Below are 23751 nucleotides of genomic sequence, written 5' to 3' on the forward strand. Positions count from 1 at the left end.
ACGACCCGGCCACCCACCCACCCGGCCACCCACCCCCGACGCGACCGCACCCCCGCCCACCCGGGCCGCCACGCGAGGAGACCGTGATGACCTACACCGAGGCGTCGATGGACGCCCTCCGCCTCCGCGGCGACGAACTGGCCGACGCCGTGGTCGCCACCCTCTTCGAGCGCGGCGAGGCCGGCACGTTCAACTCCCTGATGCGCTACGTGTCCACCGCCGGTCAGGAGCTTCCGGACGGCCTGCCCGAGGTGGCCCGCGAGTACCTCCGGGCGACCGGCGCGCCGCCGTCCTGGGTGGACTGGGACGAGATGGAGCGGGCCCGGCTGTTCTTCACCGACAACAACGTGCACATCTCCACCGCGCTGTCGTTCGCCTCCATGCCCGCCTGTTACGTCGTCCCGCACGTCGCGAAGCTGCTGTCGGCCACGCACGGGCTCGACTACCCCGCCAAGCGGATGGCGGAGACCGGCCAGTTCACCGTCTACCTCATGCAGCCCGACGCGTTCGAGGCCGGCGGCCGCTTCATCCCGGCCGCGCAGAAGGTGCGGCTGCTGCACGCGGCCATCCGCCACCACCTCACGCGCGAGAACCGCTGGGACGCCGGCGCGCTCGGCGTGCCGATCTGCCAGGAGGACATGATCGGCGGGCAGATGTTCTTCTCCCTGCTCGTCCTGGACAGCCTGCACCGCCTCGGCATCCACATGACCGCCGAAGGGGCCGACGCCTACTACTACGCGTGGCGCGTGGTCGGGGCCATCCTCGGCGTCGACCAGGACGCCGTCCCCCGGACGCTCGCCGAAGCGCGGCAGTTCCTCGACCTGTACATGCTGCGCCACATGGGCCCGTCGGACGAGGGCGCGCACCTCACCAGGCAGCTGATCGACCTGTACGAGGAGGTCGTCCCCGGCACCTTCTTCGACCCGATCGTCTCCGCCCTGATCCGGCACCTCGTCGGCGACACCTGCGCGGACTGGCTCCGGGTCCCCCGTACCGCCTGGGACACCGTGGTCAGGGCCGTCCCCCACCTGCTCGGCGCACTGGAGACGATCGAGGACCGCTCACCGCTGGGCGCCTGGGCCCTGGACCGTCTCGGCCACCTCACCACCGTCTTCGAGCTGTCCTCCCTGACCCGCGGCCGCGTCATGCACTACGCCGTCCCCGAAGAGCTGAGGAAGGCCTACGGCGTCCCCGGCGGAGTCCCCCGCACCCACCGCTGGACCCCGCCGCCGGCCACCGTCTCCTGACGCGCGCGTCGGCCCGCGACGGTCCTGTGCCGGACAGGACGGATGCCCATGAGAGCGGCCCCCGGGAATACCCGCCCACAGCGATGGCATTCTGGGACGCATGAGCAACCCCGCATCCGCCCCCGTCCCGGCCCCCGCCTCCGCCCCGCGGCGCGCCCGCGTCCGGGCCCCCGAGCTGGTCGGCAAGGGCGGCTGGCTGAACACCGGCGGCAAGGACCTGTCCCTGGCGGACTTCCGGGGCCGCATCGTGATCCTCGACTTCTGGACGTTCTGCTGCATCAACTGCCTCCATGTCCTGGACGAGCTGCGTGAGCTGGAGGAGAAGCACCGGGACACCGTGGTGATCGTCGGGGTGCACTCGCCGAAGTTCGTGCACGAGGCAGAGCACCAGGCCGTGGTGGACGCGGTGGAGCGGTACGAGGTGGAGCACCCGGTGCTCGACGACCCGGAGCTCGCGACCTGGAAGCAGTACGCGGTGCGGGCCTGGCCGACGCTGGTCGTGATCGACCCCGAGGGCCATGTGGTCGCCCAGCACGCCGGCGAGGGGCATGCGCACGCCATCGAGCGGCTGGTGGAGGAGCTGGAGGCGGAGCACGAGGCCAAGGGCACGCTGCGGCGCTGGGGGTCCCTCCCAGGCCCTGAAGGCTCTGGGGGAGGGCCCTATGTGGCGCCGGAGCCGGTGGCGACGCACCTCCGGTTCCCCGGCAAGGCGCTGCTGCTGCCGTCGGGGAACCTGCTGGTCTCGGACACCACCCGGCACCAGCTCGTGGAGCTGGCCCCGGACGGCGAGAGCGTGGTGCGGCGGATCGGCACCGGGCAGCGCGGATTCCTGGACGGCCCGGCGGACGCGGCGGCCTTCAGCGAGCCGCAGGGCCTGGCGCTGCTGGACGAGGAGACGGTCGTCGTCGCCGACACCGTCAACCACGCCCTGCGCGCCCTCGACCTCGCCACCGGCGCCGTCACCACCCTCGCGGGCACCGGCCGGCAGTGGTGGCAGGGCGAGCCCACCAGCGGACCGGCGCGCGAGGTGGCGCTCTCCTCACCGTGGGACGTCGCCCTCTTCGGCGGCTCCGTGTGGATCGCCATGGCCGGCGTCCACCAGCTGTGGACGTACGACCCGGCGGAGCGCACCGTCGCGGTCGCTGCCGGCACCACCAACGAGGGGCTGGTCGACGGGCCCGGCGCCGAGGCCTGGTTCGCGCAGCCCTCGGGGCTCGCGGCCGCCGGGGACCGGCTCTGGCTCGCCGACTCCGAGACCTCGGCGCTGCGCTGGATCGACACCGACGGCGCCGTGCACACCGCCGTCGGCACCGGCCTCTTCGACTTCGGGCACCGCGACGGCGCCGCGGACCAGGCGCTGTTCCAGCACCCGCTGGGCGTGACCGCCCTGCCGGACGGCTCCGTCGCCGTCAGCGACACGTACAACCACGCGCTGCGCCGCTACGACCCGGCCACCGGCGAGGTCAGCACGCTCGCGACCGACCTGCGCGAGCCCTCCGGCGCGGTGGTCGACGGCGACGAGATCGTGGTCGTGGAGTCGGCCCGGCACCGGCTGACCCGGCTGCGGCTGCCGGACGAGGCCGTTCGCGTGGCGCCCGTCGCGCACCGCACCCAGCGCGCCGCGACCGAGGTGGCCCCCGGCGACCTCAGGATCGATGTGATCTTCCAGGCGCCCGCGGGCCAGAAGCTGGACGAGCGGTACGGTCCCGCCACCCGCCTGCTGGTCTCGTCTACCCCGCCGGAGCTGCTGCTCGACGGCGCGGGCCCCGACACGGCCCTGAGCCGGACGCTCACGCTCAACCCGGCCGTCACGGAGGGCGTCCTGCACATCTCCGCCATGGCCGCCTCCTGCGACGACTCCCCCGACACCGAGTTCCCCGCCTGCCATGTCCACCAGCAGGACTGGGGCGTCCCGGTCCGCCTCGCCGCGGGCGGCGCGGAGCGGCTGCCGCTGGTGCTGGCGGGCATGGATGCGGGGGAGGAGTGACGCTGCGGTGCCGGGCCGCGGCGCGGGTGTGATGAGCGACATAGCATGATGCAGTAACGAATTTGCGTTATGTCCGTTCCGCTATGGTGGTCGGTATGAGTGAGCTTGACGACCTTCGGCGCTTCGACCAGCGCATCAGTGCTCTTGAGGCCGAGATGGACGCCCTGCGCGAGCAGGTCACCACGACGCGGGCTTTCGTCGCCATAAACGACCGCGATGTGGCGGAGGTCAGGACCGAGCTGCGGGCCCACCGGCAGACGCTTCAGGCGCTGCGGGAGACGCAGCTTGAGCAGGACCGCAAATGGGACGCGCGGTTCACGGGCCTGGAAGAGCGCATGAACGCCGGCTTCGGCACCGTCCTCGCCGCCGTCCAAGCCATCACCGCCCGCCTCCCGGAGGACCCGGCCGCGGGGCCCGAGGTCCCCGCGGCCAGGTAGGCCGGGGCAGGCGGGCGGTGCCGGGGTGCGGCGGCTCACTCGTAGCCGCTGTAGTCCCCGTACGTTCCGCTCGTGTGATGGTGATGGTGGTGCCGTTCCTCCTCCACCACCGGTGAGTTGGGCATCAGTACGCGACGCCGCCTGGCGATGCTGCTGAAGGTGGTGATCCCTATCAGGCCGACGGCCATGAGGATCACGCCGACGAGATCGAGGTTGACGCCCTTCATGTGCCAGTCGGTCGCGAAGGTGAGGATGGCGCCAGCGGCGATCAGGATGATGCATCCGCCGAGACCCATGGTTCGCTCCCTCCTGTCCGCCCGTTTGCGGATTGGCCGGTGAGTCCGGGTCAGGAGATCCCCGCCCGGATGGTGAGCCCGGGTCAGGGGATCCGCCCCGCCCGGCTCATGTCCGGATGAGGCACATCCGGACCCGACCTCCGGGTACCCCCGGCCGGGGCGAGCATGCCGCCGGGTGCGCCGGGACGCCGGCCGTCAGCCCGCCAGGAACGCCTTGAGCGCGCTCGCCAGCAGGAACGGGTCGTTCGCGGCGCACAGTTCGCGGGCGCTGTGCATGGAGAGGATGGCCACGCCGACGTCGACGGTCCTGATGCCGTGCCGGGCGGCGGTGATCGGGCCGATCGTGGTGCCGCACGGCATCGAGTTGTTGGACACGAACGACTGGAACGGCACGCCCGCCTTCTCGCAGGCCGCCGCGAACACCGCACGCCCGCTGCCGTCCGTGGCGTAGCGGTTGTTCACGTTGACCTTGAGGATCGGGCCGCCGCCGGCCAGCGGGTGGTGCGTCGGGTCGTGCCGCTCCGGGTAGTTGGGGTGCACGGCGTGGCCGGTGTCGGAGGAGAGGCAGACGGTGCCGGCGAAGGCCCGCGCCCGGTCCTCGTACGTCCCGCCGCGGGCGAAGACCGACCGTTCGAGTACCGAGCCGAGCAGCGGGCCGTCGGCACCCGTGTCGGACTGCGAGCCGTTCTCCTCGTGGTCGAAGGCGACCAGTACCGGGATGTGCGGCAGCTCCTGGGCGTGCGGCTGCCCGGCGCCGGCCGCCCGGCCGCCGTCCGCGCCCGTCACCGCGGCCAGCGCGACGGTGGCCGCGTGCACCGACAGCAGGTCGTCCATGCGGGGACCGGCGACCAGCTCCCGGTCCCGCCCGAGGTACGACGGGGCCTCGACGGAGTGCGTCATCAGGTCCCAGCCGGTGACCTCGCCCTCGTCGAGCCCGCACTCCTCCTCCAGGAACCGGATCAGATCGCCCTCGTGGACCTGCCCGAGGCCCCACACCGGCTGCATGTGGCGCTGCTTGTCGAGCTTCAGCCCCTCCGAGGTGACGCCGCGGTCCAGGTGGATGGCGAGCTGCGGCACCCGCAGCAGCGGCCGGTCGACGTTCACCAGCCGGGAGCTGCCGTCGCGGAGCGAGAGCCGGCCGGCGAGGCCGAGGTCACGGTCCAGCCAGGAGTTGAGCAGCGGCCCGCCGTAGATCTCCACCGCCACCTGCCGCCAGCCGTGCGCACCGGTGTCCGGCAGCGGCTTGACCCGCAGGTTGGGGGAGTCGGTGTGGGCGCCGACGATCCGGAAGGGGGTGTGCGCCGCCGCGTTCGCCGGCACGTACCAGGCGACGAGGGCGCCGCCGCGCAGTACGTACTTGCCGCCTGTCGAGCCGTCCCAGGCGTCGGTCTCGGCGACCTGCCGGAATCCCGCCTTCTCCAGCCGCTCGGCCGCGCCCGCCACGGCGTGGTACGGCGAGGGGCTGGCGGACAGGAAGGACATGAGATCGTCGGTGTGGCCGCGGTCGGCGGATCCGGGTGCGCGCGACGCCCCCCTTGGCGGGGCGGCGGCGGTCGACGGGCGGGCGTCAGTGCTCATGGGTTCACCTTAACGACGCTCGAGGGCCCGTTCCCCGCGATGCGGAACGGGCCCTCGAACGAGGGTTTGGGAACGGTCCCGCGCCCCGGGCGAAGGGCCCGGGGCGCCGGTCCGTCGGCCGGTCTCGCCGGCCGGTGGGTGGCCGGGGCTCCGGTGGTCGGACGGGGGTGGGGGTCCCGGCCGGCGGGCCGGCGCCCCGGCCGCTCGTGGTGGTGAACGTGCCGGGCCGGGCCTGGGACAGGCCGGCCCTAGAAGGCCGCCTCGTCCAGGTCCATCAGGTCCAGTCCCACCGACTCGGCGATGCCGCGCTGCACGGCCACCCCCGGCAGCACGTTCGCCGCGAAGAACTTCGCCGCCGCGATCTTGCCGCGGTAGAAGGCGGTGTCCTTGGCGGTCAGGCCTGATTCCGCGGCGAGCTTCTCGGCGGCGACGGCCGCGCCGCGCAGCAGCAGGTAGCCCACGATCACATCGCCGGAGGCCATCAGCAGGCGGGTGGTGTTGAGGCCGACCCGGTAGATGCTCTTGACGTCGTTCTCCGTGGCGGCGAGGTCGGTGAGCATGGTGCCGACGATCGCCTCCAGCTCGACGGCGGCCTTGGCCAGCTCCTCGCGGCCGGCGGCCAGCTCCTCGCCGCCGCTGCCCACCGCGAGGAACTTCTTGATCTCCTCGGCGAGCGCGTTCAGCGCCTGGCCCTGGTTGCGGACGATCTTCCGGAAGAAGTAGTCCTGGCCCTGGATGGCGGTGGTGCCCTCGTAGAGGGTGTCGATCTTGGCGTCCCGGATGTACTGCTCGACCGGGTACTCCTGGAGGTAGCCGGAGCCGCCGAAGACCTGGAGGGACTGGGCGAGCTGCTCGTAGGCCTTCTCCGAGCCGTAGCCCTTCACGATCGGCAGCAGGAGGTCGTTCAGCGCGTGCGCCTGTGCGGCGTCCTCGCCACGGGCCTCCTTGACCGCGATCTCGTCCTGCACGGCGGCGGTGTAGAGCACCAGGGCGCGCATGCCCTCCGCGTACGCCTTCTGCGTCATCAGCGAGCGGCGGACGTCGGGGTGGTGGGTGATGGTGACCTTGGGCGCGGACTTGTCCATGAACTGGGCGAGGTCCGGGCCCTGCACGCGCTCCTTGGCGTACTCCAGGGCGTTGAGGTAGCCGGAGGAGAGGGTGGAGATGGCCTTGGTGCCGACCATCATGCGGGCGAACTCGATGATCCGGAACATCTGCCGGATGCCGTCGTGCCGGTCGCCGATCAGCCAGCCCCTGGCGGGATGCCGGTCGCCGAAGGTGAGTTCGCAGGTGTTGGAGACCTTCAGGCCCATCTTGTGCTCGACGTTCGTGGCGTAGACGCCGTTGCGCGCGCCGAGCTCACCCGTTTCGAAGTCGAACTCGTACTTGGGCACGAGGAAGAGGGAGAGGCCCTTGGTGCCGGGTCCCGCGCCCTCGGGGCGGGCGAGGACGTAGTGGAGGATGTTCTCCTCCAGGTCGTGCTCGCCGGAGGTGATGAAGCGCTTGACGCCCTCGATGTGCCAGGAGCCGTCGTCCTGCGGGATGGCCCTGGTGCGGCCGGCGCCGACGTCCGAGCCGGCGTCCGGCTCGGTGAGCACCATGGTGGAGGCCCACCGCTTGTCGATGGCGAGCTGGGCTATGTGCTTCTGCTCCTCGGTGCCCTCCTCGAAGAGGATGCGGCAGAAGGCCGGTCCCGAGGCGTACATCCAGACCGCCGGGTTGGCGCCGAGCACCAGCTCCGCGTACGACCAGATCAGGGACGGGGGTGTGGTGGTGCCGCCGAGCTCCTCGGGGATGCCGAGGCGCCAGTACTCCGCGTCCATGAACGTGCGGTACGTCTTCTTGAAGGACTCCGGGAGCGGGGCCGTGTTGGTCTCCGGGTCGAAGACCGGCGGGGTGCGGTCCGCTTCCGCGTAGGACTCCGCGAGGTCGTGCTCGGCGAGGCGGCTGACCTCGGCGAGGATGCTTCTGGCGGTGTCGGTGTCCAGCTCCGCGAACGGGCCGGTGCCGTACAGCTTGTCGCGGCCGAGGACCTCGAAGAGGTTGAACTCGACGTCGCGGAGATTCGACTTGTAGTGGCCCATGGCTACGGCTCCGTTGTCCTTCTACCGGCTGGTAACCCGCTATGCAGCATCATGCTACCCGTCGGTAATAAAAATCAACCCCTTCCTGGGGTTTCGTTCCCCACGGTGCGGAGGTTCGTCCGGTTCCCGGCCGCTCGCCGCGGCCCGCCGGAGCACGGGCACCCCGGGCGGCGTTCCGCTGGGTACGCTTACGTACATGTACGGCTACGACCAGCACGCGGCTTCAGGGCAGCAGTACTCGCCGCACCAGCCGCCGCCCCAGATGCCCGGTGGCTACGGACAGCCGCCGCCACCGCTGTACCCGGAGCCGTCGCCGCCCTCGCTGGCCGACGCCGTACGTGCCTTCACCACCGGTTCCATGTCCGCCGAGGACTTTCAGTCGATCTTCGCCACGTCCAAGGTCTACTGTCCGCGCGGGGACAATCCCGGCTTCCTGGCGCTGCACAACACCCAGCAGCCGGTGATCCCGATGTTCACCTCGCTGAAGGAGCTGCGGCGGTACGCGGGCAAGGACTCGAAGTACTTCGTGATCACCGGTGCGGAGGTGATCGACCTGCTGCCCACCGGGTACGGGTTCGTGCTCGACATGGAGGGCGACCACCGCATGGTCTTCGACGCCAAGGCGGTCGAGGAGATGGTCGACTTCGCCATGCGGCGGATGTACGGCTGATCTCCCGTGTGCGGCCCGCGCCGCCGCGCGGTCAGCCGCGCCGCCGCGCGGTCAGTCGCGCGCGAGCAGTTCGAGCGTGTCGATGACGCGGTTCGAGAAGCCCCACTCGTTGTCGTACCAGGCCACCACCTTGACGTACCTGCCGTCGACGCGGGTGAGGGCGGCGTCGAAGATCGCCGACGCCGGCTGGCCGGTGATGTCGCTGGAGACCAGCGGTTCGTCGGCGTAGTCGAGGATGCCCTTGAGCCGGCCGTCGGCGGCGGTGCGGTAGGCCGCCAGCACCTCGTCGCGGGTGACCTCGCGGGAGACCGCGGTGTTCAGCTCCACGATCGAGCCCACCGGGACCGGCACGCGGATCGAGTCGCCCGACAGCCTGCCGTCGAGGTTCGGCAGCACCAGGCCGATGGCCTTGGCGGCTCCGGTGGTGGTGGGCACGATGTTCACGCCGGCGGCACGGGCCCGGCGCGGGTCGCGGTGGGGGCCGTCCTGGAGGTTCTGCTCCTGGGTGTAGGCGTGCACGGTGGTCATGAAGCCGTGCTCGATGCCGGCCAGGTCGTCCAGCACGGACGCCAGCGGAGCCAGCGCGTTCGTGGTGCACGAGGCGTTCGAGACGATCACGTGCTCGGCGGGGCGGTAGGCGTCCGTGTTCACGCCGTAGGCGAGCGTGACGTCGGCGCCCGCCGAGGGCGCGCTCACCAGGACGCGCCTCGCGCCGGCGCGGATGTGGGCGCGGGCGGCGTCCGCCGAGGTGAAGCGGCCGGTGGACTCCAGCACGATGTCGACGCCCAACTCGGCCCACGGCAGGTTGGCGGGCTCGCGTTCGGCGAGCACCCTGATGCGGCGGCCGTCGACCACGAGTCCGTCCCCGTCGACCTCGACGGGGCGGCCGAGGCGGCCGAGCGCGCTGTCGTACTTGAGCAGACGCGCGAGGGTCTCGGGGGCGGTGAGGTCGTTGACGGCGACCACGTCGAGGTCGCTGTCGCGCTCGAGCAGGGCGCGGAGGGTGTTGCGTCCGATGCGGCCGAATCCGTTGACGGCGATGCGGGTCATGGGGGCTCCTTTCGTTCCCGCCGCCCATGGTCGGCACCCGGATGCCGGGGGGCCAGTGGCCTGAACGACAGCGTGCGCAAGGATCCCGCCCCACCTTTCGCCACCGTGCGCAAGGATCTCGCCACACCGCGGGCCGGGCGCCCGCGGCGTGCTCGGCGCCCCTTCAGGACGGGGTGGCCGGCCCTGGCGGCCCCAGCGCCCATGGTGCCCCAGGGGTGCGGGGAACTGAGCGCCGCGACCCACCACCGGCCGGTGGTCCGAACACGACAGAAGCAGCCCCTCGGTGGTCTTCGGGGCTCAGGCCGAGAAGGTGTGGCGGTACTCCGTCGGGGAGGTGCCGAGGATGCGGTGGAAGTGCAGGCGCAGGTTCGCGGCGGTGCCGAGCCCGACGCGGTCGGCGATCTGCTCCACGCCCAGATCGGTGCGTTCGAGCAGCTCGCGTGCCAGGTCCACGCGGGCCCGGAGCACCCACTGCATCGGCGTGTAGCCGGTGTCCTCCACGAACCGCCGCGAGAAGGTGCGCGCCGACACCCGCGCGTTGCGGGCGAGCGCCTGAAGGGTCAGCGGTTCCGCGAGGTGCGCGAGCGCCCATTCGCGCGTGCTCGCGAACAGGTCGCCGAGCGGCTCGGGCAGGCTCCGCGGCACGTACTGCGCCTGCCCTCCGCTGCGATAGGGCGCCGCCACCAGCCGCCTCGCCACATGGTTGGAGAGCCCGACGCCGTGGTCGCGCCGCACCAGGTGCAGGCACAGGTCGATGCCGGAGGCCGCGCCCGCCGACGTGAGGACGTCGCCCTCGTCCACGAACAGCACGTTCTCGTCCACCCGTACGAGCGGATGCCGCTGCGCGAGAGCCTTCGTGTAGTGCCAGTGGGTCGTCGCCCGCTTTCCGTCGAGCAGGCCCGTCGCCGCCAGCGCGAACGCCCCCGTCGAGATGGCCGCGAGCCGGGTGCCGCGCTCGTGGGCGGCCATGAGCGCGCCGACGACCGCGGCCGGCGGCTGTGTGGTCGCCGGCTCCCGGTAGCCGGGGATGAAGACCGTGTCGGCGTGCTCCAGGGCCCGAAGGCCCTCGGCCACGTGGTACGAGAGGCCGTCGCCGCCGGTCACGGGGCCGGGTGCGGCGCCGCACACCCGCACCTCGTAGGGCATGCTCGGCCGGTTGGCGAACACCTGCGCGGGGATGCCGACGTCGAGCGGCTTCGCGCCCTCCAGCACGAGCACGGCGACGTGGTGGTTCCTCCGGCTCATCGGCCCTCCTCCGCCTTTCCGGCGCCTCGTCCGCGAACGGGCGGGCGTCCGCGCGCCCGTGAACTCGAAGCCATTCTCGGCGGGTCGGCACGGGCCCGGCGGCCGGGGAATGTTCTGCGGTGGCAGAAAGTTCTACGTTCAACTAAACTTGGCGCACAAGGAGGTACACCCCATGCCCGCAGTGACCGTCGAAAACCCGCTGACCCTCCCGCGCGTGGCGCCCCCCACAGACGCCACCCCCCGTCCGGTCCTGGCGGTGACCACCGCCCCCAGCGGCTTCGAGGGCGAAGGCTTCCCGGTGCGCCGTGCCTTCGCCGGGATCAACTACAAGCACCTGGACCCGTTCATCATGATGGACCAGATGGGCGAGGTGGAGTACGCGCCGGGCGAGCCCAAGGGCACCCCCTGGCACCCGCACCGTGGCTTCGAGACCGTCACCTACATCATCGACGGAACCTTTGTGCACCAGGACTCGCAGGGCGGCGGTGGCACCATCACCAACGGCGACACCCAGTGGATGACCGCGGGGAGCGGCCTGCTGCACATCGAGGCGCCGCCCGAGGAACTGGTCGTCTCCGGCGGCCTCTTCCACGGCCTTCAGCTGTGGGTCAACCTCCCGGCCGCGGACAAGATGAAGAACCCGCGGTACCAGGACATCCGCGGCGGCCAGGTGCGGCTGCTCAGCACCCCGGACGGCGGGAGCCTGCTGCGCGTCATCGCGGGCGAGCTGGACGGGCACGAGGGCCCGGGCAGCACCCACACGCCGATCACGATGGTGCACGCCAGCGTCCGCCCGGGCGCCGAGGTCACGCTGCCCTGGCGCGCCGACTTCAACGGCCTGGCCTACGTCCTCGCGGGCCGCGGCACCGCCGGCACCGAGCACAGGCCCGTGCACACCGGGCAGACCGCGGTGTTCGGCGCCGGCTCCTCGCTGACCCTGCGGGCCGACGAGAAGCAGGACTCCAACACCCCGGACCTGGAGGTCGTCCTGCTCGGCGGCCGGCCGATCCGGGAGCCCATGGTGCACTACGGGCCGTTCGTGATGAACACCAAGGAGGAGTTGCAGCAGGCCTTCGAGGACTTCCAGAAGGGCCGGCTCGGCACCATCCCGGTCCCGCACACCTGAGCGGCGGTCGCCGGGTGCGGCGGGCCCGTCCTCAGCCGGGGGGACGGGCCCGCCGCCCGTCCCCGCCCCGTATCAGCCACGCCGTCATGCCCAGCACGAAGGCCGCCGCGGCGGCGTGCGTGGCGGCGAGCAGCTGGTCGCCGGGGGCGAGCGTCAGCTCCGCCTCCTCGGCGCGGATCCGCGTGACGGTGTCCGGGACGAACAGGGCCAGCAGCACCAGCAGGAACGCGACCGCCCGGCGGGAGCGGTCCGCGACGGCGAGCCGGGTCAGGCGCAGCACGAGCGGCACCAGCGCCCACGTCCAGTAGAAGGTCCATGCCACCGGCAGCACCAGCAGCATGAGGGTGGCGGCAACCGCGAGGCCGAGCAGCTCCTCGTCCCGCTGCCAGCACCGCCTGGCCAGGTACAGCCCGGCCGCCAGGACGGCCGTCGCGGTCAGCAGGTACGGCAGGGTGGTGCCCGCGGTGCCGTGCACCGCGCGGACCAGCAGGCTCTTTATCGTCTCGCTGTCCGCGGTCTGCGGCGCGCCTATCCGGTCGCTGGCGAAGACGTAGCGGGTCCAGTAGTCGGCGGAGTCGCGCGGCAGCACCAGCCAGCCGAGCGCGGCCGTCGCCACGAAGGTGCCCGCCGCGGCCAGGGCCGGGCGCGGCCGCCCGGTGCACAGGTAGTAGGCGGCGAACACGCCCGGGATCAGCTTCAGCCCCGCCATCAGCCCTATGCCGATTCCTTTCGCCGCACTGGTGTCCGGCCGGGTGAGGTCCCAGGCCGTCACGGCCAGGATCAGGAACGTGACCTGGCCCAGCATCAGGCTCGTGCGGCCCGGGAACAGCCAGACGAAGACGGTGCTGAAGGCGATGACGGCCCGGTGCCGCACCCGGGGCGCCGGCCACCGGGCATGCGCGAGGAACGCGCCCACCGCCGCGTGCAGCAGCGCCGTCGACGCGAACAGCACCAGCACCGCGCAGAGCGTCCCGCCGGGAAGGGAGAGCGGTGCGAGCAGCAGCGCGCCGAACGGCGGGTAGGTGAAGTCGATGTCGTTCCGGTAGAGCGGCGCGCCGTGCAGCACCTGGGCGACGCCCTGCCGGTACACGGACAGGTCGAACTGCCAGGCCCCCGCCGTGTGGTAGGCGAGGAAGAGCAGGGCGGTGAGCACGCCCGCGGAGAGCGCGTACCACACCGCCCGGTACGCCGCGTGCGGTGCGCCGTCCATGGTGCCGTCGGTGCTCGCTGTGCGGATCGGCACTGTGCGTCCCCCCGTGGCCGGACGTGCTCGACAACGCGCTGTTCCTCGCGCCCTGGCATGACGCCCCGTGGGTGAGCAGATTCGCAGCGTGTCCGGGCGCCCGCTATATCAGGATGATGTGATGTATGACACATTCTGTGATCGGGGGCTTCACCCCCGTGGGCCCGGCCCGGATGACGGCGGACCGGGTGCGTGATCGGCTGTCAGGGTGCAGCCCGTGCAGCCCCTGCTCCCGGAACCGGTCCGGCGCACCGCGGCCTGGTGCGCCGTCATCCTGCTGGTCACCGGGGTCGCGGCGGTCGTCATCTGGCTGTGCGTGGTGCTGCAGACGGCTCTCACCCCGGTGCTGCTCGCGCTGCTCGGCACCGCGCTGCTCAGGCCGCTGTACCTGCGGCTGGTGCGGGCCCGCGTCAACCGTTCGCTGGCCGCCGCGCTGACCTGCGTCGCCGTGGTCGCCGTGGTCGGCGGCGCCGTCTACGTCGTGGTGGCCTCGCTGGTCGACAACGGCGACCAGATCACCGCCTCGCTCAAGCGGGCGGGCACCTCCGTGGCCCAGCACTTCGGGGCCGCGGGCACCTCCCTGGACGATGTGGCCGCGAACGCCGGGAAGCTGCTGTCGAAGTTCGGCGCGACGGCCGCGTCCGGCGTGATCAGCGGGCTGAGCGTGGTGGCGGAGTGGATCGCCACCGCCATCCTCGCCCTGCTGCTGGTCTTCTTCTTCCTGCGGGACGGCGGGCGCGCGCTGCGGGCCCTGCGGGTGGTGGCGCCGGGCGACAGCGGGGCCGCGCTGGAGGCGATGGCACGGCGGGCGTTCGGGGCCGTCGAGGGGTTTATGCGCGGGACCACGCTGATCGCGCTGATCGATGCGCTGTGCATCGCCGCGGGGCTGCTGATCCTGCGGGTGCCGGGTGCGGTCGGGCTCGGTGCGCTGGTGTTCGTCGGCGCGTACATCCCCTACCTGGGGGCGGTGATCTCGGGTGCGGTGGCGGTGCTCGTCGCGCTGGCCGACCGCGGTTTCGCCATCGCGCTGTGGGCGCTGGGGGTGGTGCTCGCGGTGCAGGTGCTGGAGGGGCATGTGCTCCAGCCCCTCATCCAGAGCAGGACGGTGCAGATGCACCCTGCCGCCGTCCTGCTGGCGCTCACCGCGGGGGCGTCGGTGGCCGGGATCCTCGGGCTGCTCCTCGCGGTGCCGCTCACGGCTGCGGCGTTCGGGGTGCTGGCGTCCTTGCGTAAGTAGTGCCGTGGGCGCGCCGAATGTTTCCGGCCTTCGGCCGGTTCCGGCCGCCCCTGCGGGGCGGGGCCCCTCTTCGGCCGGTGGGCCTTTTCGGCCGGTGGGCCTTTTCGGCCGGTGGCCATCTTCGGTCGGTGGTCCTTTTCGGCCGGTCCTTTTCGGCCGGTGGGCCTCTTCGGTCGGTGGGCCTGTGCGGGGCGGGCAGCCCCTTCCTGTTGTGGCGTCCTGCGGCTTTCGTCGTGGCTGGTCGCGCAGTTCCCCGCGCCCCTTCAGTGCGGGGCTGCGCCCCGATCAGTGCGGGGCTGCGGCCCGATCAGTGCGGGGCTGCGCCCCGATCAAAACGGGGCTGTGGCCCGGAAAAGGGGCACGGGGAACTGCGCGACCGGCCGCAGCCAGACCCGCAGGACGCCACCGGGGCGGAGGGGCGGTGCCCCTCGGCTACGGCTCGGACAGTTCGAACCAGATCGTCTTGCCGGTCCCCCGCGGCGCCACCCCCCACGCGTCCGCCAGGTACTCGATGAGCAGCAGTCCGCGCCCGGACGACGCCAGCTCACCCGGCTGCCGCCGGTGCGGCGGCGCGATGCTGTTGTCGGTGACCTCCACCCGCAGGCACCGCCGCCCCGGCCGCCCGGTGATCTCCGCGACCAGCCGGGCGTCGCTGTCCGTGTGCCTGAGCACGTTCGCCAGCAGCTCCGAGACCAGCAGCTCCGCGGAGTCGACCTGGTCCCGGTCCGGCCAGTCGTGCAGCAGCCCGCGCAGTTGGAAACGGGCCTGTGCGATCCGGTCCGGCTCCGCCTGGGCGATCGACAGCATGGCGCGCCGGGCCGGCCGGCCGGGCTCCGGCGCGCTGGTCCTGCGCAGCAGCATCAGGGCGATGTCGTCGTAGCGGCGGTCGGTGTACGGGCCGGTCATGTGGTGTGACGCCGGGCCGTGCACGGACTCGATGAGCCGGTCCGCCAGCGTCTGAAGGTCCTCCGGGCCGTACGACTCCAGGAGGGACTTGATCCGGGTCCAGCCGGTCAGCAGGTCGTGCCCGCCCGTCTCCACGAGACCGTCGGTGCAGAGCAGCATCGTCTCGCCGGGCTCCATGACGAGGTGGGTGACCGGATAGTCGCCATCCGGATCGACGCCGAGCGGCAGCCCGCCCGAGGTGGGCCGCAGCAGCGTGGTGCCGTCGGCCATGTGCACCGCCGGGTCCAGGTGGCCGGCGCGGGCGATCGCCAGCGTTCCGTCGGCGGGGTCCGCCTCCGCGTACAGGCAGGTGGCGAACCGCTCGTCGCCGGGCTCCCGCCGGTCGCCCTGTCCCGTCCCGAAGCCGTCCGCCCCGGCGATACCGGCCAGGAAGCGGTTGGCGCGGCTGAGCACGGCGTCCGGGGTGTGCCCCTCCGCGGCATAGGCGCGCAGCGCGATCCTCAGTTGCCCCATCAGCCCCGCGGCCCGTACGTCGTGCCCCTGCACATCCCCGATGACCAGGGCGATCCGGCCGGTCGGCAGCATGATCACGTCATACCAGTCGCCGCCCACCTCCAGGCCGCCGCCGGTCGGCACATAGCGGCCCGCCACACCGAGGCCCGGCACCTGGGGCCCCAGGTCCGGCATCATCGAGCGCTGCAGGCCCTGCGCGAGCGCCTTCTCCGAGTCCGCGGCGCTCGCCCGTGTCAGCGCCTGCCCCAGCATTCTCGCGACGGTCGTCAGCACGGACCGCTCGTCCGGCGTGAACCGCACGGGGTACGCGAACGCCGCAAGCCAGGCGCCCATCGTGCGGCCGCCCGAGGTCAGCGGCAGGAACGCCCACGACTTCCGCTCGAACCGCGCCGCCATCGGCCAGGCGCTCGGGTACCGCTCCTCGTACTCGCGCGGCGAGGAGAGGTAGACGGCGCGGCCGGTGCGTATCACCTCCGCGGCCGGATAGTCGGAGTCCAGCGGCATCTCCGCGAACGGGCCGACGTCCCCCGGGTCGTGCCCCTGGTGACCGACCAGGACCAGCCGGTCGCCCTCCGTGCTGAAGACCCCCAGGCCGTCCGGCGAGAAGCCGGGCATGGACAGGCCCGCCGCCACCCGCAGCACCTCCGAGGTGGACCCCGCCTCGGCCAGCGCCCGCCCGGCGTCCAGCAGGAACGCCTCACGGGAGCGCCGCCAGTCGCCGGTGACGTCGCTCAGCGCGGCGGGGCCCGACGAGGCGCCGGTCACCTCCTGGAGGGTGCCGGTCATCTCGTGGGCGTCCCCCTCCGGGGCCGCGCGCGGGCTGCACCGCGCCCGGACCACCCGGAGCTCCCGGCCGTGCTCGTCCACGATCCGCAGCCGGGCCTCGGCGAGGGTGCCCTCGGTCATGGCGAGCCGGGAGATGTTCTCCAGCTCGGTCCAGTCAACCGGGTGAAAGCGCGAACGCATGTTCGAGATGGAAACGGTCACCGCCCGGGTGGGGAGGCCTATCAGCCGGGCCGCCTCCGTGTCCAGCGTGACCGTCCCCGCCGCCTCGTCCCAGCGCCACACGCCGGTGCCGACGGCGGACAGCACGGCGTCCGGTGCGGGCAGCGCGCCCTCCGCGGCCTCGTCGGCCTTGCTCATCGGGGGGAGCGGGTCCTCCAGGGACGCGCCGCCCGGCTCACCCGCGCGTGGCAGCGGCCTGTCCTCCGCCCGGGACTCCGGGCCGCCGCCGAGCTCGGGGTGCGAGTCATCCCCTACCTGGGAGAGGGGATTATTGGTGCGCATCAGTCCACTGTAGGAATATGCGGGCGTTAACGGCCACTGAGCGTGACTCCCGGCGCCTCGGGGCCGAACGGTAACCTTGAGGGCCGGCCACCGGCGCCCGGAGCCCGGCGCAGTCCCACGGCCCCGGCCCGCCCGGCCGCCCGCACCACCGCGCCCCGCCCCGGGGCGCGGGCCTTCAGGGCCACCGGCCCCGGAAAGCCACCCGCAGCGCACCCGCAATTCGACGACTGGAAGAGACGATGCACCGATACAGGTCCCATACGTGCGGCGAACTCAGGTCCTCCGACGTCGGCACGGACGTCCGGCTGAGCGGCTGGCTGCACAATCGCCGGGATCTCGGCGGCATCCTCTTCATCGACCTCCGCGACCACTACGGCGTCACCCAGCTCGTCGCCCGCCCCGGCACCGCCGCCGCCGAGGCGCTGGACAAGCTCTCCAAGGAGACCGTGGTCCGCGTGGACGGCACCGTCGTCTCCCGCGGCGCCGAGAACGTCAACCCCGACCTGCCCACCGGCGAGATCGAGATCGAGGCGTTTGAGGTCGAGGTGCTCGGCGAGGCCGCCGCGCTGCCGTTCACCGTCAACACCGAGGACGGCGTGAACGAGGAGCGCCGCCTCGAGTACCGCTTCCTCGACCTGCGCCGCGCCCGGATGCACCGGAACATCATGCTGCGCACGGCCGTCATCGCCGCGATCCGCCAGAAGATGACCGCGCTCGGCTTCAACGAGCTGGCGACCCCGATCCTCACCGCCACCTCCCCCGAGGGCGCGCGCGACTTCGTCGTGCCCTCCCGGCTCCACCCGGGCAGGTTCTACGCGCTCCCGCAGGCGCCGCAGCAGTTCAAGCAGCTGCTGATGATCGCCGGCTTCGACCGCTACTTCCAGATCGCGCCCTGCTTCCGCGACGAGGACGCCCGCGCGGACCGCTCGCCCGGCGAGTTCTACCAGCTCGACCTGGAGATGTCGTTCGTCGAGCAGGAGGACGTCTTCCAGCCGGTCGAGAAGCTGATGACGGAGCTGTTCGAGGAGTTCGGCGGCGGCCGGCACGTCACCTCGCCGTTCCCGCGCATCCCCTACCGGGAGGCGATGGAGAAGTACGGCTCCGACAAGCCGGACCTGCGGGCCGAGCTGGAGCTCGTGGACGTCTCGGACGTCTTCGCGTCCTCCGGCTTCAAGGCCTTCGCGGGCAAGCATGTCAGGGCGCTGCCGGTGCCGGGCGTGGACGAGCAGCCGCGCAGGTTCTTCGACCAGCTCGGCGAGTACGCCGTCGAGCAGGGCGCCAAGGGCCTGGCGTGGGTCCGGGTGGGCGCGGACGGTGCGCTGTCCGGGCCGATCGCGAAGTTCCTCACCGAGGCGGACATCGCCGAGCTGACCAAGCGGCTCTCACTCGCCCCCGGGCACGCCGTGTTCTTCGGCGCGGGGGAGTACGACGAGGTCTCCCGGATCATGGGCGCGGTACGGGTCGAGGCCGCGCGGCGCGCCGGCCACTTCACCGAGGACGTCTTCCGCTTCTGCTGGGTCGTGGACTTCCCGATGTACGAGCGGAACGAGGACACCGGCCAGATCGACTTCTCGCACAACCCGTTCTCGATGCCCCAGGGCGGCCTGGAGGCGCTCCGCACCAAGGACCCGCTGGATGTGCTGGCCTGGCAGTACGACATCGTCTGCAACGGCGTGGAGCTGTCGTCCGGCGCGATCAGGAACCACGAGCCGGAGATCATGCTCACCGCGTTCCAGATCGCGGGCTACGAGCGCGAGGCCGTGGAGCGCGAGTTCGCGGGCATGCTCCGTGCCCTCCGCTTCGGCGCGCCGCCGCACGGCGGCATCGCGCCCGGCGTGGACCGCATCGTGATGCTCCTCGCCGACGAGCCGAACATCCGCGAGACGATCGCGTTCCCGCTGAACGGGCAGGCCCAGGACCTGATGATGGGCGCACCCTCGGAACTCACCGAGGCCCGGCTCCGGGAGCTGCACATCTCGTTGCGCCGGCCCACGCAGTAGCGCCCGCGGCGCGTCCAGCCCCCTGAGGTCTCGTTCTCGGCCTCCTGCCGGTGGGGGCTGGGCGCCCAGCCACGACGAGACGCGCGGGTCGCCCCCCCGGCGAAAAGGGGCGGCCCGGCCCGCCGGGGCCACCGGGCAGGTGGCCCCAGCACGGGCCGGGCCGGAAGAAACGGGTGACCGGGGCCGTCAGGCCCCGGGACGCTCCTCCAGGCGGGGGAAGAGAGCCGCACCCTTGGTGACCGTCGCACCCGCGGGCAGCCGCCCCCACACGCCCGCGTCCGCGACGCGCTGGTCGGCCAGGGCGCCCAGGGCCGCCTGAGCCCCCAGGGAGTCCCAGAGCCTCTGGGACGTCTCCGGCATCACCGGATTCAGCAGCACGGCCACGGCCCGCAGCGCCTCCGCCGCGGTGTACAGGATGGTGGCCAGCCGAGCCTGCCCCTCCGCGCTCTCGTCCTTCGCGACCTTCCAGGGTTCCTGCTCGGTCAGGTAGCCGTTGACCAGCCGGATGAACTCGAAGACCGCGGCGATGCCGCCCGAGAAGTCCAGCTCCTCGCCGATCCGCCGGTCCGCCTCCGCGACCGCCTTCGTCAGGCCCTCGTGCACCGCCGTCTCCGCCGCGCCGACCGCCGTCGCCTCCGGCAGCGCCCCGTCGAAGTAGCGGGCGACCATCGCCGCCACCCGCGACGCCAGGTTGCCGTAGTCGTTGGCCAGCTCGCTGGTGTACCGGGCGGAGAAGTCCTCCCAGGAGAACGAGCCGTCCTGGCCATAGGCGATGGCGCGCAGGAAGTACCAGCGGTACGCGTCCACGCCGAAGTGCGACGTCAGGTCCTGCGGCTTGATGCCGGTGAGGTTGGACTTCGACATCTTCTCGCCGCTCACGAGCAGCCAGCCGTTCGCGAAGACCCGGCCCGGCACCGGCAGGCCGTTCGCCATCAGCATCGCCGGCCAGATGATCGCGTGGAACCGCAGGATGTCCTTGCCGACCAGGTGGATGTCGGCGGGGAAGATCGAGTCGAACCGCTCCTGGTCGGCGCCGTACCCGACGGCCGTGGCGTAGTTCAGCAGCGCGTCGATCCAGACGTAGATGACGTGCTTGTCGTCCCAGGGCACCTTGATGCCCCAGTCGAAGGTGGAGCGCGAGATCGACAGGTCCTGCAGGCCCTGCTTGACGAAGTTCACGACCTCGTTGCGCGCGGACTCGGGCTGGACGAAGTCCGGACGGGACTCGTACAGCTCCAGCAGCTTCGGGCCGTACTCGCTCAGCCGGAAGAAGTAGTTCTCCTCCTTGAGGATCTCCACCGGCGTCTTGTGCACGGGACACAGCTTCTGCCCGGCGAAGGCGCCCTCGCCGTCCAGCAGCTCGCCGGGGAGCTTGTACTCCTCGCAGCCCACGCAGTACGGGCCCTCGTACCCGCCCTTGTAGACCTCGCCCTTGTCGTACAGCGCCTGCACGAACTCCTGCACACGGTCGGTGTGCCGCTTCTCCGTGGTGCGGATGAAGTCGTCGTTCGCGATCTCCAGGTGCTCCCAGAGGGGCTTCCAGGCCTCCTCGACGAGCTTGTCGCACCACTCCTGGGGGCTGACGCCGTTCGCCTGGGCGGTGCGCATGATCTTCTGACCGTGCTCGTCCGTGCCGGTGAGGTACCACACCTTCTCGCCGCGCTGACGGTGCCAGCGCGTGAGCACGTCGCCTGCGACGGTCGTATAGGCGTGGCCCAGGTGAGGAGCGTCGTTGACGTAATAGATGGGGGTGGAGACGTAGTACGCCTTGCCACCCTGCTTCTCGGATCCAGTGGCCGCCATGCTCGAAATCCTACTGGTCCGGGAAAGATCGACTCACACCGATTACGTACGGTGACCAGTTGTGCCTCCGGCCGGCCCGGTCACGGGCCGGCCGGAGGCCGGAGTCGCGTGCGTGAGCCGGCCGGTGCCTAGGGGCGCCAGGCGGCGAGCAGGCCGTCGTACAGCTCGGCGTCGGTGAGCTCGCGGGGCGTGGGCCCCGCGTGGAAGAACGCGGCGTTGTCCGCCTTCAGCTTCCGCAGGTAGTCGAAGCCCTTGGCGTCGTGCTCGCCGAACGCCACGAACTGGAAGAACAGCGGCAGTCGCGCCGCCTCCGCCAGCGCCTGGGTGGCCGGGCCCTTGGTGTCCGGGGGCCCGTCGGTCTGGAACACCACCAGCGCGGGGTCCGTGCTGCCCGACTTCTCGTAGTCGGCCACGACCTCCTCGACGGCCCGGTGGTAGCTGGTGCGGCCCATCCGGCCGCACGCCTCGTGCAGCTCGTCGATCCTGCCGTCGTAGGCGTCGAGGGTCAGCTCGCCCGTCCCGTCGATGTCCGTCGAGAAGAACACGACGTGCGCGGTCGCCTGCGGATCGGTGTGCGCGGCGAGCGCGAGCACCTGCTCCCCGAGGCTCTGTGCGGAGCCGTCCTTGTAGTACGGGCGCATGGAGCCGGACCGGTCGAGCACGAGGTACACCCGCGCCCGCGCCCCGGCGATCCCGGCCCGTCCGAGCGCGTCTCCCGCGGCCCGGTAGGCCGCGGCCAGCCCCGCAGGGACATCGGCGGCACGCCCGTCACCGGGGGCGGGGGCGGCGGCAGCTGCCGCGGGGGTGGGGGTGGGGACGGCGGTGGGTTCGGGCGTTTCGGCGAGTTCCGGTTCTTCGGCCGGTTCGCTGGCTTGAGCCGGGTCGGTGGCTTCGGCCGGGTCGGCGGCTTGGGCCGGGTCGGTGGCTTCGGCCGGTTCGGTGGGGGCGGTGGGCTCGGTGGCTTCGGCCGGTTCGGCGGAGACGGGGTCCTCGGCGGTCCCCACGGCCGGCTCGGCGGTGGGCTGGGGCTTCGGCTCGGGCTCGGCGGCCGGCTCGGGCTCGGGCTCGGCGGTCGGGCCGGGCTCCGGTTCGGCGGTGGGCTGGGGCTCGGGCTCCGGCTCGCCGGCGGCCGCGGACACGGTCTCGGCGGCGTGCTCGGGCTCGTGCTCGTGCTCCAGTTCGGGCGCGGGTCCGGCGGCGGGCTCGGTTTCCGGTTCGGGCGCGGGTTCGGTGGCGGCCACGGGTTCGGTGGCGGGCTCCGCGGGGACGTCGACCGTCTGCTCGGGCTCGGCCTCGTCCTCGGCCTGGGACTCCGGCGCGCTCTCGGCGGCGTGCGCGGTCTCCGGCTCGGACTCGCCGGCGGCTGCGGGCTCGGTCGCCGGTTCGCCGGCGGTCTCGGGCTCGGGCGCCGCGTCGGCCGCCGGCTCCGACTCCACGGGTTCCGGTGCGTCGGGGTCGACGTCCACCGACCCAGGGTCGGCCGTGGCGGCGGCCGATGGCTCGGGCGACTCGGGGTCGCCGTCCACCGTCTCGTCCCCGGCCCCGGCGGCTGCCGCCCGCTTCGGCGCGTCCGATCCCACCTCCACCCGGTCGAACGCCGCAGCCACAAGATCGTCCGCCATGGACCCACCCGCCGAAGGCGAGCCCGCCGCAGGCGAGGACGCGGAGGCGGGGGAAGGAGCGGAAGGAGCGGCCACGGACTCAGCCTCAGGCGCCGGGGAGGGCGCAGGCCCCGGAGTGGCCGCAGGCGCCGCAGTGGCCTCGGGCTCCGGAGAAGCCGCAGCGGCCGCAGGAGCCGAGCCCGCGTCGTCCACCGGGGCACCCGACTGCGCCCGCTTCCGAGACCGCCCTCCCCACGCATCCCGCAGCCGACTCAGAATGCCCATGTGCACAACCCTCCGCGTGACGTGCTTCCCAAGATCCCTGGTAATCCATGGCCAGGACGGACACGTAAGGTTAGCCCCCACGGCACTCGATCTTGGGAAGGGTGGCGGACCGCCGGGGACGCGGGACACCCGCACGTCCCCACACTCCCGGCATTCCCTACAGGTTCGTGAGGTCGGCCCGCAGCAAGCGCATGTCCTCCTCCCGCAGTGCGGGAGGAGACCGCCGCAACCACGCACGGTAGGCGGGCGCTTCCCACGCCACCTCCCAGTACGCCTCCTCCAACTCCGCGAAGACCGCGTCGGCCTCCGCCTCCGAGCGGGCGGCGAGCAGCAGCCGTACGCCGACCGGATCGCCCTCCAGGGGCCGTATCACCAGGTCGGGCCGGGGCCGTGAGGTGGGCTGGCTGACCGTCACCACATCGCCGGTGGCGACCAGGGAGCAGGCGGTGAGGTAGTCCCCGTGCAGCATGCACGGGTCGAGCCCGGCGTCCCGGAACACCCGGCACATCGCGTCCCACTCGCCGTCGACCGTGGCGTCCACCATCCACCGGTCCCCGGCGAGGTCGGACAGCCGCACCACCGGGCGGGCCGCCGCCGGATGGTCCGCGGCGACCATCACGAACTGCGGCTCACGCTCCACCAGCACCCGCACGCACAGCTCTTGGGGGATCCGCAGCGGGCTGCCCTCCACCTCGTGGACGAACGCCACGTCGAGCCGGCCGGCGGCCACCATGCGCAGCAGGGCGTTCGCGGAGACGTCCATCTGGAGGGTGGGTTCACCGCGCGCCGGCCCCGCGCGTAATCTGCGCAGCCAGCCCGGTATGGCGCGGCTCGCGGTGGCGCCGATCCGCAGGTGGGGGCCGCCGGCGGCGCGTGCCGCGGCCGAACGGGCCTCGCGGACCAGCGCCGACAGCTCGGCGACCAGCGGCCGGGCCCGGCTGAGCACCGCCCGGCCGAGCGGGGTGGGCCGGCAGCCGGTGCGCTCCCGGGCGAAGAGCTGCCCGCCGAGGGCCTGCTCGATACGGCGGAGCTGGGTGCTCAACGAGGGCTGGGCCATGCCGAGTTCACGCGCGGCCTTGTGCAGGCTGCCCGTGTCGGCGATGGCACACAGCACACGCAGGTGCCTGACCTCCAGCTCCATGGCCCGAGATTAGGC

At 72.5% G+C, this 23751-nt stretch carries 17 protein-coding genes; 7 read left to right on the plus strand and 10 right to left on the minus strand.

The window, feature by feature from the left end:
- Positions 1-86 precede the first annotated feature (86 nt).
- The 3 genes from ACSMXW_RS17960 to ACSMXW_RS17970 all read left to right on the plus strand — a co-directional run bounded on the left by ACSMXW_RS17960 (position 87) and on the right by ACSMXW_RS17970 (position 3671).
- A complete protein-coding gene (locus ACSMXW_RS17960) occupies positions 87-1247 on the plus strand; it encodes an oxygenase MpaB family protein (protein WP_485807720.1) in 1161 nt (386 codons plus the stop codon).
- 100 nt (positions 1248-1347) lie between these two features.
- The gene (locus tag ACSMXW_RS17965; RefSeq protein WP_485807721.1) at positions 1348-3234 is read left to right on the plus strand and encodes an NHL domain-containing thioredoxin family protein; all 1887 of its coding nucleotides are present in this window, start codon (positions 1348-1350) and stop codon (positions 3232-3234) included.
- Positions 3235-3329: 95 nt separating this feature from the next.
- Positions 3330-3671, plus strand: a complete 342-nt coding sequence (locus ACSMXW_RS17970; RefSeq protein ID WP_485807723.1) for a hypothetical protein — start codon at positions 3330-3332, stop codon at positions 3669-3671.
- Positions 3672-3706: 35 nt separating this feature from the next.
- On the opposite strand, the gene ACSMXW_RS17975 is transcribed toward ACSMXW_RS17970, so the two are convergent.
- The 3 genes from ACSMXW_RS17975 to ACSMXW_RS17985 form a co-directional block, all read right to left on the minus strand.
- Positions 3707-3967, minus strand: a complete 261-nt coding sequence (locus ACSMXW_RS17975; RefSeq protein ID WP_485807725.1) for a DUF6458 family protein — start codon at positions 3965-3967, stop codon at positions 3707-3709.
- Positions 3968-4162: 195 nt separating this feature from the next.
- Positions 4163-5545 carry a M18 family aminopeptidase gene (locus ACSMXW_RS17980; RefSeq protein WP_485807726.1) on the minus strand — a complete coding sequence of 461 codons (1383 nt, stop codon included), beginning with the start codon at positions 5543-5545 and terminating at the stop codon, positions 4163-4165.
- Positions 5546-5793: 248 nt separating this feature from the next.
- The gene (locus ACSMXW_RS17985) at positions 5794-7629 is read right to left on the minus strand and encodes an acyl-CoA dehydrogenase (protein ID WP_485807728.1); all 1836 of its coding nucleotides are present in this window, start codon (positions 7627-7629) and stop codon (positions 5794-5796) included.
- Positions 7630-7825: 196 nt separating this feature from the next.
- Here ACSMXW_RS17985 and ACSMXW_RS17990 point away from each other — a divergent pair, with 196 nt between their 5' ends.
- The gene (locus ACSMXW_RS17990; RefSeq protein WP_485807730.1) at positions 7826-8299 is read left to right on the plus strand and encodes an SseB family protein; all 474 of its coding nucleotides are present in this window, start codon (positions 7826-7828) and stop codon (positions 8297-8299) included.
- 51 nt (positions 8300-8350) lie between these two features.
- Here ACSMXW_RS17990 and gap read toward each other — a convergent pair whose 3' ends face one another.
- Together gap and ACSMXW_RS18000 are read right to left on the minus strand one after the other, a co-directional pair.
- Complete coding sequence (gap, locus tag ACSMXW_RS17995; protein ID WP_485807732.1) at positions 8351-9349, minus strand: type I glyceraldehyde-3-phosphate dehydrogenase; 999 nt, start codon at positions 9347-9349, stop codon at positions 8351-8353.
- Between the two features lie 297 nt (positions 9350-9646).
- The gene (locus ACSMXW_RS18000; protein ID WP_485807734.1) at positions 9647-10594 is read right to left on the minus strand and encodes a GlxA family transcriptional regulator; all 948 of its coding nucleotides are present in this window, start codon (positions 10592-10594) and stop codon (positions 9647-9649) included.
- Positions 10595-10766: 172 nt separating this feature from the next.
- Between ACSMXW_RS18000 and ACSMXW_RS18005 the strand changes: the two genes are divergently transcribed.
- Entirely contained in the window at positions 10767-11720 is a 954-nt protein-coding gene (locus tag ACSMXW_RS18005; protein WP_485807736.1) for a pirin family protein, read from the plus strand.
- 31 nt (positions 11721-11751) lie between these two features.
- Here the strand turns inward: ACSMXW_RS18005 and ACSMXW_RS18010 are convergent, their stop codons facing one another.
- Positions 11752-12963, minus strand: a complete 1212-nt coding sequence (locus tag ACSMXW_RS18010) for a glycosyltransferase 87 family protein (RefSeq protein ID WP_485807738.1) — start codon at positions 12961-12963, stop codon at positions 11752-11754.
- Positions 12964-13171: 208 nt separating this feature from the next.
- On the opposite strand from ACSMXW_RS18010, the gene ACSMXW_RS18015 reads away from it, so the two are divergent.
- On the plus strand, positions 13172-14200 hold the full coding sequence (locus ACSMXW_RS18015) for an AI-2E family transporter (protein WP_485797743.1): 1029 nt from the start codon (positions 13172-13174) through the stop codon (positions 14198-14200).
- 432 nt (positions 14201-14632) lie between these two features.
- Here ACSMXW_RS18015 and ACSMXW_RS18020 read toward each other — a convergent pair whose 3' ends face one another.
- On the minus strand, positions 14633-16762 hold the full coding sequence (locus tag ACSMXW_RS18020; protein ID WP_485808125.1) for a SpoIIE family protein phosphatase: 2130 nt from the start codon (positions 16760-16762) through the stop codon (positions 14633-14635).
- A 383-nt stretch (positions 16763-17145) separates the two neighbouring features.
- Between ACSMXW_RS18020 and aspS the strand changes: the two genes are divergently transcribed.
- Entirely contained in the window at positions 17146-18906 is a 1761-nt protein-coding gene (aspS, locus tag ACSMXW_RS18025; protein WP_485797744.1) for an aspartate--tRNA ligase, read from the plus strand.
- Positions 18907-19092: 186 nt separating this feature from the next.
- Here aspS and metG read toward each other — a convergent pair whose 3' ends face one another.
- From metG to ACSMXW_RS18040, 3 genes are all read right to left on the minus strand, one after another.
- The gene (metG, locus tag ACSMXW_RS18030; RefSeq protein WP_485797745.1) at positions 19093-20709 is read right to left on the minus strand and encodes a methionine--tRNA ligase; all 1617 of its coding nucleotides are present in this window, start codon (positions 20707-20709) and stop codon (positions 19093-19095) included.
- A gap of 128 nt (positions 20710-20837) precedes the next feature.
- On the minus strand, positions 20838-22331 hold the full coding sequence (locus tag ACSMXW_RS18035) for a VWA domain-containing protein (protein ID WP_485797746.1): 1494 nt from the start codon (positions 22329-22331) through the stop codon (positions 20838-20840).
- 421 nt (positions 22332-22752) lie between these two features.
- Positions 22753-23736: a LysR family transcriptional regulator gene (locus tag ACSMXW_RS18040; RefSeq protein WP_485797747.1), complete on the minus strand. Its 984-nt coding sequence runs from the start codon at positions 23734-23736 to the stop codon at positions 22753-22755.
- Between the last annotated feature and the right edge of the window lie 15 nt (positions 23737-23751).

This window comes from Streptomyces sp. DSM 116793 (assembly GCF_057320905.1).

Bases quoted from the DNA above. Each gene is read 5' to 3' on its own strand.
- ACSMXW_RS17960 (WP_485807720.1), top strand. From the start codon at position 87: ATGACCTACACCGAGGCGTCGATGGACGCCCTCCGCCTCCGCGGCGAC.
- ACSMXW_RS17965 (WP_485807721.1), top strand. From the start codon at position 1,348: ATGAGCAACCCCGCATCCGCCCCCGTCCCGGCCCCCGCCTCCGCCCCG.
- ACSMXW_RS17970 (WP_485807723.1), top strand. From the start codon at position 3,330: ATGAGTGAGCTTGACGACCTTCGGCGCTTCGACCAGCGCATCAGTGCT.
- ACSMXW_RS17975 (WP_485807725.1), bottom strand. From the start codon at position 3,967: ATGGGTCTCGGCGGATGCATCATCCTGATCGCCGCTGGCGCCATCCTC.
- ACSMXW_RS17980 (WP_485807726.1), bottom strand. From the start codon at position 5,545: ATGAGCACTGACGCCCGCCCGTCGACCGCCGCCGCCCCGCCAAGGGGG.
- ACSMXW_RS17985 (WP_485807728.1), bottom strand. From the start codon at position 7,629: ATGGGCCACTACAAGTCGAATCTCCGCGACGTCGAGTTCAACCTCTTC.
- ACSMXW_RS17990 (WP_485807730.1), top strand. From the start codon at position 7,826: ATGTACGGCTACGACCAGCACGCGGCTTCAGGGCAGCAGTACTCGCCG.
- gap (WP_485807732.1), bottom strand. From the start codon at position 9,349: ATGACCCGCATCGCCGTCAACGGATTCGGCCGCATCGGACGCAACACC.
- ACSMXW_RS18000 (WP_485807734.1), bottom strand. From the start codon at position 10,594: ATGAGCCGGAGGAACCACCACGTCGCCGTGCTCGTGCTGGAGGGCGCG.
- ACSMXW_RS18005 (WP_485807736.1), top strand. From the start codon at position 10,767: ATGCCCGCAGTGACCGTCGAAAACCCGCTGACCCTCCCGCGCGTGGCG.
- ACSMXW_RS18020 (WP_485808125.1), bottom strand. From the start codon at position 16,762: ATGAGCAAGGCCGACGAGGCCGCGGAGGGCGCGCTGCCCGCACCGGAC.
- aspS (WP_485797744.1), top strand. From the start codon at position 17,146: ATGCACCGATACAGGTCCCATACGTGCGGCGAACTCAGGTCCTCCGAC.
- metG (WP_485797745.1), bottom strand. From the start codon at position 20,709: ATGGCGGCCACTGGATCCGAGAAGCAGGGTGGCAAGGCGTACTACGTC.
- ACSMXW_RS18035 (WP_485797746.1), bottom strand. From the start codon at position 22,331: ATGGCGGACGATCTTGTGGCTGCGGCGTTCGACCGGGTGGAGGTGGGA.
- ACSMXW_RS18040 (WP_485797747.1), bottom strand. From the start codon at position 23,736: ATGGAGCTGGAGGTCAGGCACCTGCGTGTGCTGTGTGCCATCGCCGAC.